Origin of the sequence: Pseudomonas sp. AF32, assembly GCF_022342325.2 — a bacterium.
GTDB lineage: Bacteria > Pseudomonadota > Gammaproteobacteria > Pseudomonadales > Pseudomonadaceae > Aquipseudomonas > Aquipseudomonas uvaldensis.
In genome coordinates, this window is record NZ_RQJK02000007.1 from 227,529 (window position 1) to 238,973 (window position 11,445).

Sequence of the window (11,445 nt, forward strand, 5' to 3'; positions counted from 1 at the left end):
GCGAGCAAGCTCGCTCCCACAGGGAAAAGCAGCAAAAAAAACGAGGCCGGATGGATAACCGGTACGGCAAAACCCTTGCACAAAGTTTGGAATACCATAATATGATATTCCATAGACCGAACGCTCCAGCCAAGCGCACCCGGCAGGGAAGCGCACTCAACAGCCCTTGGCACGGTCACCTGCAAGACCCGATGGACCTGAAGCTCCCGATAAGCGGGCAACCACAAAGCCCGCTCAATAAACACAACAATGAGGGCGTGAAAATGGTGTTGAAGAAAAGTGCAGCCGCAGTTCTGTTTGCGGGCCTGTTGAGCATCGCCAGTCAGGCGACAATGGCTGCCGAAAGCGTCAACTTCGTTAGCTGGGGCGGCAGCACCCAGGACGCGCAGAAGCAGGCCTGGGCCGACCCGTTCAGCAAGGCCAGCGGCATCACGGTGGTCCAGGATGGCCCGACCGACTACGGCAAACTCAAAGCCATGGTCGAGAGCGGCAACGTGCAATGGGACGTGGTGGACGTCGAGGCTGACTTTGCCCTGCGCGCCGCTGCAGAAGGCCTGCTCGAACCGCTGGACTTCTCGGTCATACAGCGTGACAAGATCGACCCACGCTTCGTGTCCGACCACGGCGTCGGTTCGTTCTACTTCTCGTTCGTCCTCGGCTACAACGAAGGCAAGCTCGGGGCCGGCAAACCCCAGGACTGGTCGGCGCTGTTCGACACCAAGACCTACCCTGGCAAACGCGCCCTGTATAAATGGCCGAGCCCCGGCGTGCTGGAACTGGCTCTGCTGGCAGACGGCGTACCTCAGGACAAACTCTACCCACTGGACCTGGACCGTGCGTTCAAGAAACTCGACACCATCAAGAAAGACATCGTCTGGTGGGGCGGCGGCGCCCAGTCCCAGCAGTTGCTCGCGTCCGGCGAAGCCAGCATCGGACAGTTCTGGAACGGCCGCGTCTATGCACTGCAACAGGACGGCGCCCCTGTCGGCGTGAGCTGGAAACAGAACTTGGTCATGGCCGACATCCTGGTCGTACCGAAAGGTTCGAAAAACAAGGCCGCCGCCATGAAATTCCTGGCCAATGCCAGCAGCGCCAAGGGCCAGGCCGACTTCTCCAACCTGACCGCTTATGCGCCTGTCAACGTCGATAGCGTCGCACGCCTGGATTCAGTGCTCGCCCCTAACCTGCCGACCGCCTACGCCAAGGACCAGATCACGCTCGATTTCGCGTACTGGGCCAAGAACGGTCAGGACATCTCGACACGGTGGAACGAATGGCTGGTGAAATGAAAATGTCGGCAACGGCACGACACACCGGGAGCGCCCCTGGCGCTGCCGGTGTGGCAACCGCAAAGGCCATGACCGCGCAGACCCCGTCGCTGGCCCAGCGCTGGCGTGGGGCCGGCAACCTGGCGCCCGCCCTGCTGTTCCTGGGTCTGTTCTTCCTGGCGCCGCTGATCGGCCTGCTGTTGCGTGGCGTGCTGGAGCCGGTGCCCGGGTTGGGCAACTACGAGCAATTGTTCGCCAATTCGGCTTATGCCCGGGTGTTGTTCAACACCTTTTCCGTGGCCGGATTGGTGACGCTGTTCAGCCTGTTGCTGGGTTTTCCCCTGGCCTGGGCCATCACCCTGGTACCGCGTGGCTGGGGCCGCTGGATGCTGAACATCGTGTTGCTATCGATGTGGACCAGCCTGTTGGCCCGCACCTATTCCTGGCTGGTACTGTTGCAGGCCTCAGGCGTGGTCAACAAGACGCTGATGGCCCTGGGCATCATCGACCAGCCGTTGGAGATGGTGCACAACCTCACCGGCGTGGTGATCGGCATGAGCTACATCATGATCCCGTTCATCGTCCTGCCGTTGCAGGCGACCATGCAGGCCATCGACCCGATGATCCTGCAGGCCGGCTCCATCTGCGGTGCCAGCCCCTGGACCAACTTTTTCCGGGTCTTCCTGCCGCTGTGCCGGCCGGGCCTGTTCTCCGGCGGGCTGATGGTATTCGTAATGTCCCTGGGTTACTACGTGACTCCCGCATTGCTGGGTGGCGCGCAGAACATGATGCTGCCTGAATTCATCATCCAGCAGGTGCAGTCGTTCCTCAATTGGGGCCTGGCGAGCGCTGGTGCCGCGTTGCTGATCGTCATTACGCTGGTGCTGTTCTACTTCTACCTGAAGCTTCAGCCGGAATCCCCGGTTGGCGCCAGTAACGCGAGGTAAACCGTCATGCTCCTGACTCCCAATGCCATGAGCCGGCGCATGCGCTTCGGTCTGTACGCCACGACCGGCCTGATCGCGCTGTTCCTGTTGCTGCCGATCGCGTTCATCGTGCTGCTGTCGTTCGGCTCATCCCAGTGGCTGGTGTTCCCGCCACCGGGCTGGACGTTCAAATGGTACGGCCAGTTCTTTTCCAACCCCGATTGGATGAGCGCTGCCCTGACTAGCCTCAAGGTCGCGCTGCTGACCACCGTCTGCGCCGTGGCGCTGGGCCTGCCGACCGCGTTTGCCCTGGTGCGCGGGCGCTTCCCTGGCCGGGAAATGCTCTACGGCCTGTTCACCCTGCCGATGATCGTGCCGCTGGTGATCATCGCCGTGGCGGTGTACGCGCTGTTCCTCAAGCTCGGCTACACCGGGACGATGTTCGCGTTCGTGGTCAGCCACGTCATCGTCGCCCTGCCCTTCACCATCATCTCGATCATCAACTCGCTCAAGTTGTTCGACCAGTCCATTGAAGACGCAGCGGTGATCTGCGGCGCCTCCCGCTTGCAAGCGGTGTTCAAGGTGACCTTCCCGGCGATTCGTCCGGGCATGGTCGCTGGCGCGCTGTTCGCGTTCCTGGTGTCGTGGGACGAAGTGGTGCTGAGCGTGATGATGGCCAGCCCGACGCTGCAAACCTTGCCCGTAAAGATGTGGACCACCCTGCGCCAGGACCTGACGCCTGTGATCGCCGTCGCTTCGACGCTGCTGATCGGCCTGTCGGTCCTGGTCATGGTGATCGCCGCCGCCCTGCGCCGGCGCAACGAAATCAGCGCCTGAGCGCCTAGGAGAATACGATGAGTGCCGTCAAAGACCCCGCACAACAGAACAGCAAGCCCCTGGTCAGCCTGCGCAACCTGAACAAGCACTACGGCGACTTTGCCGCCGTGGACAATATCGCCCTGGAGATCCAGGACGGCGAATTCCTGACCTTCCTGGGCTCCAGCGGCTCGGGCAAGAGCACCACGCTGTCGATGCTGGCCGGGTTCGAAACACCCAGCAGTGGCGAAATCCTGGTGGACGGCAAGTCGCTGGTCAACGTACCGCCCCACAAGCGTGACATCGGCATGGTGTTCCAGCGCTACTCGTTGTTCCCGCACCTGTCGGTACGCGACAACATCGCCTTTCCCCTGGCGATCCGCAAACTGGCGCCGGCCGAACGCGACCGTCGGGTCGACGCCATGCTCAAGCTGGTGCAACTCGAAGCCTTTGCCCATCGTCGTCCTTCGCAACTCTCCGGCGGTCAGCAACAGCGCGTGGCGATTGCCCGGGCGCTGGTCTATGAGCCTCGCATCCTGTTGATGGACGAACCGTTGGGCGCATTGGACAAAAAGCTCCGGGAAGACCTGCAAGACGAGCTGCGTCAGTTGCATCGGCGCCTGGGCATCACCATCGTCTATGTCACCCATGACCAGGAAGAAGCCATGCGTTTGTCCCAGCGCATCGCCATTTTCAGCCACGGCAAGATTGTCGGCCTGGGCACCGGCTACGACCTTTACCAGAACCCACCGAATGCCTTCGTGGCGTCGTTCCTGGGTAATTCCAACTTCCTCAAGCTCAAGGCCTTGGGCAATGCGGTGGCGACATTCGAAGGCCAGCCGCTGTCGATCCGCCTGACCGCCGGGCTGCAAACCGACCAGGACGTGCTGCTGATGGTGCGTCCGGAAAAAGCCTTGGCCTTGAGCGCCGAACAGGCAGCGCAACAACCGCTGGCCGCCGGCTGGAATGAAGTCTCGGCCAAGGTCGTCGAGGTGCTGTTCCTCGGTGAAAGCCAGACCTGCAGCGTGACCACCGCCAGCGGCACGGCCATGACCGTCAAGGCGCTTTCCGCCGCCGGCATGCCACTCAAGGCCGGCGATCCGGTGCGCGTGCGCTGGGCCACCGCCGACGCCTGCGTCTACACCCAGTGGGCCGAGAGCGATCTGAACAAAGCCGCCGGAGCCCACTGATGAACACCGCGCACCCACAACCCGAGGATCGTCCAATGATCGATGCCAGTGTCTACAAACAAGTCATGGGCTCGTTCCCCTCCGGCGTCACGGTGATCACCACCCTCGATGACGACGGGCAAATCGTGGGCCTCACCGCCAGCGCCTTCAGTTCGCTGTCGATGGATCCGGCGCTGGTGCTGTTCTGCCCCAACTACAGCTCCGATTCCTATCCGGTGCTGATCCGGAACAAGCGCTTCGCCATTCACGTACTGTCCGGCGGCCAGCAAAACGAAGCCTATGCCTTCGCCCGCAAAGGCAAGGACAAGGCCCAGGGCATTGAATGGACCCTGAGCGATTTGGGCAACCCGTTGCTGAGCAATGCCACCGCCATCATCGAATGCGAACTGTGGCGCGAATACGAAGGCGGCGACCACGCCATCATGGTCGGTGCCGTGAAGAACCTGATCGTGCCGCAACACACGCCAGGCCCGCTGGTTTATTGCCACGGCAAGATGGGCGCCCTGCCCGTCCTCGCCTGAACCGATCGTCAATCATCAAGAGATAGCGCCATGAAATTTTCCCTGTTCGTGCACATGGAGCGCTGGGACGAAAGCGTCAGCCATCGCCAGTTGTTTGAAGACCTGACCGAACTGACCCTGATGGCCGAGGCCGGTGGCTTCAGCACGGTTTGGATCGGCGAACACCACGCCATGGAATACACCATCTCGCCGAGCCCTATGCCACTGCTGGCGTACCTGGCGGGCAAGACCACGACTATTCATCTCGGCGCCGGTACCATCATCGCGCCGTTCTGGCACCCGCTGCGGGTCGCGGGTGAATGCGCATTGCTGGATGTCATCAGCAATGGTCGCATGGAAGTCGGCCTCGCCCGGGGCGCTTACCAAGTGGAATTCGACCGCATGGCCGGCGGCATGCCTGCGTCCTCCGGCGGCCAGGCCTTGCGGGAGATGGTCCCGGTGGTACGCGCACTATGGCAAGGCGATTACGCCCATGACGGCGAGATCTGGAAATTCCCGACCTCCACCAGCGTACCCAAGCCGGTGCGCAAGCCCCACCCACCGATGTGGATCGCCGCCCGCGACCCGGACTCCCACAACTTTGCCGTCGCCAATGGCTGCAACGTGATGGTCACGCCGCTGATGAAGGGCGACGAAGAAGTGCTGGACCTGAAGAACAAATTCCAGGCTGCCCTGGACAACAACCCTGGCGTGCCGCGTCCGCAACTGATGGTGCTGCGCCACACCCACGTGCACGCCACGGACGACCCCGATGGCTGGAAGCTTGGCGCCCAGGCGATCTCGAAGTTCTATCGCACCTTCGACGCCTGGTTCGGCAACAAGCAAGTGCCGGTCAACGGCTTCCTGGCGCCCAGCCCGGAAGAAAAGTTTGCCGAGCGCCCGGAATTCGAACTGGAGAACATCCGCAAGAACACCATGATCGGCACACCGGGGGAAATCATCGAGCGGATCAAATACTACCAGGAATTGGGCGTGGATGAATTCAGTTTCTGGTGCGACAACAGCTTGTCCCATGCCGAGAAGAAGAAATCCCTGGCGTTGTTCATCCAACAGGTGGTGCCGGCGTTTCGGTGAGACCTGATCGATCAATCTGACCGTAATCGCGGGCAGGCGCACTCCCACAGGACCCCATGTGAGCGCGCACCCGCTCGCGATAGCGACCGGATCGAGACGCGGGTGTCAAATGTGACAATTTTCCCCACTTCCCCGCCGCCGCCCGACAAACCACTGTTCAGCTTGCGCAAAGCCTCATAACTTACCGCCCAATGGATCGACTCTGATTAAGGATGATACGCGTGGGAGTTTATCGTCTGCTGCTGGCCATGCTGGTGGCGGTTTCGCATATGGGCGTGTCATTCATGGGCTTTAACCCCGGCGTCGTGGCGGTGGTGTCCTTCCTGATCATCAGCGGTTTCGTGATGACTTCGCTGATCGAGCGCAACTACAAGCGCCCCGAACAAATCGGTGTGTTCTACATTGATCGACTGCTGAGACTGTACCCTCAGTTTTTCCTGTATTTCGTCATTTCCTGCGCGGTGATTCATTTCCTTCTACCGGGAACGCCCCAGGCCGCGGCATTGACCCTAGAGAACATCGCTACCAGCCTGGCGATCCTGCCGTTGGGTTTCTACATGTTCGGCATCACGGTTCCCGAAATCCTGCCACCGGGCTGGTCTCTGGGGCTGGAAATGTGTTTTTACCTGCTGATCCCGCTCCTGATCCTCTATCGAATGCGGGGAGTCGCATTCGCGGTGTCCGTAGCGATTTTCATGGTCGCCGCCCTGGGCTACATCAATACCGACGTCTATGGCTATCGCTTGCTGCCGGGCGTGCTGTTCATTTTCCTGTGCGGTAGCTATCTGTACGAGGGCACAATCAAAGGACTTTGGATCGTGTCGGTCACCCTGCTCGTCGCCGCGCTGATGTTCGTCGCCATCGTCATCGGAATCATTCCCCGGCGGCCCTTCAACGCAGAGGTGACCCTGGGCATCCTGCTGGGCTTGCCGGCGGTTTGGCTGCTCAGCCGCCTGAGGCATCATCGGTGGGATGAGTTCCTGGGCAACATCAGCTATGGCGTGTTCTTGAACCATTTCATGGTGATGTATGCGCTGCGTGCGTTTTGGCCGGTCGCGTACAGCACTCCGATCATCACCGCAGTGCTGGTGCTGTCGTTCGTCTTGAGTGCCCTGTCTTATTACAGCCTCGAACGGCCGGCGCTGAAGCTACGTCACGCCCTGAGGGCCGGCGTCAGGCATGACGCAATCCGGAGCACCCCGGCTTAGGGGCAGACAGTCGCCAAGAAAAATGCCCGGGCCAAGGCTCCGGGCATTTTGTTTCAGCTCAGCGCGATCAGAACGTCACGCTGGCACTCAGCCGTGCGGTACGCGGCTCCCCTACCGCCACCTGCAACTCGCTGCCGGTGGAGGACGGGTAGTATTGCTTGTCGAACAAGTTATCCACGTTCAACTGCAGCGAGGTCTTGTAGCCCAATACCGGCGACTCCCAGCGCAGGAAGGCGTCGGCCACGGTGTAGCTGCTGAGCCAGAAATCGTTGGCGTTGTTGGCGGCTCGCTCGCCGACGTACCGCGCGCCGCCACCGGCGTGCCAGGCGCCGAATTCGGCGGGTACGTTGAGGTGGTGGGTCAGGTACAGGCTGGCGGTGTGTTTCGGCGCGTCGGCGAGACGATGGCCTTCGTTTTTCGGATCGTCGAGGATTTCCGTGTGGGTGTAGGCGTAGGTGCCGATCAGGTCCCAGCGCTCGGAAAGGCGTCCGGTGATGTCGAGTTCCAGGCCTTGGGAGCCGACTTTTCCGGCGGCGTCTGCGAGGGTTCTTCCCCCAACCACAGTGTTCGTCACGACGTTCTTTTTCACGATGTCGAACAAGGCGAGATTAATATTGAGTCCCGGCAACGGATCGTATTTGGCACCGATTTCGTAACTGCGACCCTCCTCCGGCTTGAAGGTACTGAGGTTGTCATCAACGGTATCGTTGGGTTTGAACGAACGGCTGTAGTTGCCATACAGCGACAACGCTTCATCGGCTTTATAGACCAGTCCAAGGAATGGAACGAAGGCATCGCCGTTATCGTCGCGCACCGGCACGCGCTTGATCATTCCCGTTTCACTGAATTGATCGTAATGCTGATAGCGCCCACCCACTACCAGAATCCAGCGTTCATCCAAATGCCAGTTGTCTTTGAGATAAACAGAGCTGGAGGTCAGTTGGTTGCTCAGATTGCTTTGCGCCGCATTGACTCTGCCCGGCTCTGCCAGCCCACCATAGACAGGTGCGGTGATGTCGAATCCGCCTTGCGCGACCCCACGATAGGTCTTGCCGCGATACTGATCGGATACCTGATTGTCGACCCCCACCAGCAGGTCATGGCGTTGGCCGAACAGCTCCTGCTTACCAATGAAATCCCAACTCGCGTAACGGGTCTCATCATCGTAGTGCGCGCCATTGGCAGCCCTGCGCAGGGTATTGCCAGTCAGTTGGCTCGGCTGCGCAATCGAAAGACTGTACCGATCATTGTTCCAGCCATACGTCACGCGGGTTTTCCACGCCTCGCTCAGCTCATACTCGAAACGCGCCGTCGCTGTCTCGCGAATGCCCACGCTTTTGGCCCAGGGCTCGTCCAGGCGCTTGTCATAATCGATGTCCACCGGATGTCCATTGCGGAACACTGTGCCCCGGTCAAACGGGTTGGAATATTCGTTGTACTCATAACTCAAATTCAACGAAGCCCGCTCACCCGTCCAGGCCAGGGACGGCGCGACCAGCGTGCTCTCGTTGACCCCGTAGTTGCGCCAGTAATCTTCATGTTTGCGCTCGGCAATCAGGCGATACGCCAACCCTGTGTCTCCCAACGGCCCGGTGGTATCCAGGGCCATGGTGCCGCCGCCTTCGCTGTAGCCCGAGCCGCTCAAGGTGGTGCTCCGGGTGTACTCGGGCTGCTTGCTGATGACGTTGATCAGGCCGCCGGGCTCCAACGCGCCGTACAGCATCGAGGCCGGGCCCTTGAGCACTTCGACCCGCTCGGTGGTGGCGCTGAAGTTGTGTCCCAGGTTCGAGCGCACGCCGTCGCGCAGGATGGAGCCGTCGTCGTTGGTGCCAAAACCGCGCTTGACCAGCGAATCCCGCGAGCCGCCCAGGGTGTTGCCCTGGCTCACGCCGCTGACGAACTTCATCGCATCGTTAAGCGAATGCACCTGATAGTCCGCCAGGGTCTGTTGGGTCACCACGTTGATGGACTGCGCTTCTTCCTTGATCGGTACATCGCTTTTGCTCGCCGTACTGGCCTGCGATGCCGTGTAACCCTCGTCCTGAGTGATGCGTCTGCCCTGGATATCCGTGGTGGGCAGTTCAAGGGTGTCCTGGGCCCACAGTGGGCTGGCGATGAAACAGCAGGACAATGTCGGCAGGACACACTTGATGAAGAGGTTGCGATTGGCGAGGGGGGTGGAACGATTCAAGACGCTGCACTCATGGGGGGTATGTGAATGCGAGCGAATATACTTTGAGAATGATTCCCAGTAAATACTTTCTACCTGCTACAAATTGACATCCACCCCTTGTGGGAGCGGGCTTGCTCGCGAAGGCGGTGTGTCAGTGACATCCTCTTTAGCTGACACACCGCTTTCGCGAGCAAGCCCGCTCCCACAGGGTTCGGTGTGTATTGAGCAGACACAGTGATATCAAATTGCCCAAATCGCTAAAGCTTTGGCGCTTACGGTCGAATGTATGCCATTGAGAGATTTTTTGCCCAGGAGCAACGGCATGCAGACGTTAAAGGCCTTGTACGAGTCCATCGAGATGCAGTTTTTCGATACGCTCACGAAAAAACTGTCGAGCCTTTTCCTGCTGGTCGCGGTCAGCGGTTTGCTGTATTGGGTCGCCCTCAGCGCTCGCGCCGACATCGTGCTGCAATTGCGCACCGCACAACTGGACGCCGCCTTGCTGGGGCAGATCGAGGGCCGGCTCGACAGCCTGACCCACGCCCTGTTGTTCGGCGCGTTCCTGACCCTGTGCATGATCAGCTTCATGGTCTGGTACTTCCGCCATCTCATTGTGCGTCCAGTTACCGCCATGACCCATGCCCTGGAAGAAATCGCCAACGGCGAAGGCGACCTTTCCAAGGACCTGCCGCTGGTAACCCACGATGAGATCCGCGTGTTGGCCGGCACTTGCAACCGCTTCCTGGCCAAGCAGCGCGAGATCATCAGCAATGTCCAGGCACTGACCGTGCACATCGCCGTTGAATCGGCGCGCTCGCTCAAGAACATCAGTGACTCCAGCGACAGCGCCACTCACCAGGCGCGCTTCGCCAAGGAAGTGATGGACCAGAGCAACAGTGCCGTGGGCCGGATAGAGGAAGTCTCGCGCCAGACCCAGGGCATCTCCAGCACCACCGCCCAGAACCTGAGCATGGCCCGCGACTCCTACGCCGAGTTGCTGGAAGTGACCGGCAACATCAGCGAAATTTCGAGCAGCCTCGGCGAGTTCGCCACGCTGGTGAGCGCCTTGAACCAGCGCTCCTCCAGCATCAAGTCCATTGTCGGGTTGATCCAGCAGATCTCCGCCCAGACCAACCTTTTAGCACTCAACGCCGCCATCGAAGCGGCCCGGGCCGGCGAAAGTGGCCGAGGCTTCGCCGTGGTGGCCGACGAGGTGCGGACGCTGGCGCAGAACGTCAGTCGGGCGACGGACGATATTTCCCGCAATATCGACGCCATGCTCGAGGAAGTCGGTTCCACCCACGAGCAGACCACCCAGATCAGCCACAGCGCCCGGGAAACCCAGAAAGTCGTGGAGCGTGCTTCCGGCCATTTCGAAAGCATGATCGGCGACTTCGAGTCCACCAACGGCAAGCTGGCCGACATCGCCGAGCATATCCAGCAGTTCGCCGATGCCAACACCGGCATCAACGAGCGGGTCACCCAGATCCACGCCGACAGCCAGTCGATCGATCAGCGCATGCAGCATTCGGCAACGGCCACCCGTGATCTGTCGGGCGTCGCCGAACGGGTGCAGGCGCTGTTGGGCCGATTCGTGCTCGGCCATGGCAAGCTCGACGCGGCCATTACCCGTGCCAGCGAGTGCCGCGACACCCTCCAGGTCCGGTTGCAGGCATTAATGGATGAAGGGCTCGATTTGTTTGACCAGAGTTACCAGTTGATCCCGGGCACCGACCCCAAGCAGTACATGACCCGCTACACCGAGCGCTTTGCCCAGGTCTGCCAGGAAGCCTGCGACACCCTCACCCGCAGCACGCCGGGCGGCAAGGTTTCGTTCATCGTCGATACCAAGGGTTACTGCCCGGTGAACAACAGCTGGGTCTCGAAAACGCCCACCGGCGACCGTGCCGTGGACTTGCCGGTATGCCGCAACAAACGGATCTTCAACGACCCCATCGGCCTACGCGCGGCGGGCAACGTCCAGCGCTTCCTGCTCCAGACCTACCTGCGCGATACCGGGGAAATCATGACCGAGATCGACGTACCGTTCTTCTTGAGCGGCCGTCACTGGGGCAACTTGCGTGTGGGCTTCGATGCAGCGGTGTTGTTGGCGGAGTGATCTGTCAACTCAACAGCAGCACTGACTGATCCATCGCAATCGCGAGCAGGCTCGCTTGTATGTTTAGACTTGAAGGGGTGGGCGGGACTAAAAGCTCGATTCCGACTCTAGCCAGTACGGACCGTGGGAGACTTCTCGTCCCGCCCCTTC

Annotated in this window: 9 protein-coding genes; 8 read left to right on the plus strand and 1 reads right to left on the minus strand. The window is 60.6% G+C overall.

Translation table 11 applies throughout. The features are described 5' to 3' along the window. Positions 1 to 263 precede the first annotated feature (263 nt). The 7 genes from EGM97_RS09495 to EGM97_RS09525 all read left to right on the plus strand — a co-directional run bounded on the left by EGM97_RS09495 (position 264) and on the right by EGM97_RS09525 (position 7,003). Positions 264 to 1,289 carry an ABC transporter substrate-binding protein gene (locus tag EGM97_RS09495; RefSeq protein WP_238963529.1) on the plus strand — a complete coding sequence of 342 codons (1,026 nt, stop codon included), beginning with the start codon at positions 264 to 266 and terminating at the stop codon, positions 1,287 to 1,289. Then, positions 1,286 to 2,215, plus strand: coding sequence for an ABC transporter permease (locus EGM97_RS09500; protein WP_238963559.1), 930 nt, complete (start codon positions 1,286 to 1,288; stop codon positions 2,213 to 2,215). Before EGM97_RS09495 ends, EGM97_RS09500 begins: the two co-directional genes overlap by 4 nt. 6 nt (positions 2,216 to 2,221) lie before the next feature. Further along, positions 2,222 to 3,031, plus strand: coding sequence for an ABC transporter permease (locus tag EGM97_RS09505; RefSeq protein ID WP_238963531.1), 810 nt, complete (start codon positions 2,222 to 2,224; stop codon positions 3,029 to 3,031). Between the two features lie 17 nt (positions 3,032 to 3,048). Then, complete coding sequence (locus tag EGM97_RS09510; protein ID WP_238963533.1) at positions 3,049 to 4,200, plus strand: ABC transporter ATP-binding protein; 1,152 nt, start codon at positions 3,049 to 3,051, stop codon at positions 4,198 to 4,200. 35 nt (positions 4,201 to 4,235) lie between these two features. Beyond that, the gene (locus EGM97_RS09515) at positions 4,236 to 4,721 is read left to right on the plus strand and encodes a flavin reductase family protein (protein WP_238963572.1); all 486 of its coding nucleotides are present in this window, start codon (positions 4,236 to 4,238) and stop codon (positions 4,719 to 4,721) included. A 30-nt stretch (positions 4,722 to 4,751) separates the two neighbouring features. Further along, positions 4,752 to 5,795 carry an LLM class flavin-dependent oxidoreductase gene (locus tag EGM97_RS09520; RefSeq protein ID WP_238963535.1) on the plus strand — a complete coding sequence of 348 codons (1,044 nt, stop codon included), beginning with the start codon at positions 4,752 to 4,754 and terminating at the stop codon, positions 5,793 to 5,795. 221 nt (positions 5,796 to 6,016) lie between these two features. Continuing rightward, a complete protein-coding gene (locus EGM97_RS09525) occupies positions 6,017 to 7,003 on the plus strand; it encodes an acyltransferase family protein (protein WP_238963536.1) in 987 nt (328 codons plus the stop codon). Between the two features lie 67 nt (positions 7,004 to 7,070). Here the strand turns inward: EGM97_RS09525 and EGM97_RS09530 are convergent, their stop codons facing one another. Continuing rightward, positions 7,071 to 9,194 (minus strand): TonB-dependent siderophore receptor, encoded by a 2,124-nt coding sequence (locus tag EGM97_RS09530; protein WP_238963542.1) that lies wholly within the window; start codon positions 9,192 to 9,194, stop codon positions 7,071 to 7,073. 304 nt (positions 9,195 to 9,498) lie between these two features. On the opposite strand from EGM97_RS09530, the gene EGM97_RS09535 reads away from it, so the two are divergent. Further along, positions 9,499 to 11,295: a methyl-accepting chemotaxis protein gene (locus EGM97_RS09535; RefSeq protein ID WP_238963544.1), complete on the plus strand. Its 1,797-nt coding sequence runs from the start codon at positions 9,499 to 9,501 to the stop codon at positions 11,293 to 11,295. Positions 11,296 to 11,445 lie beyond the last annotated feature (150 nt).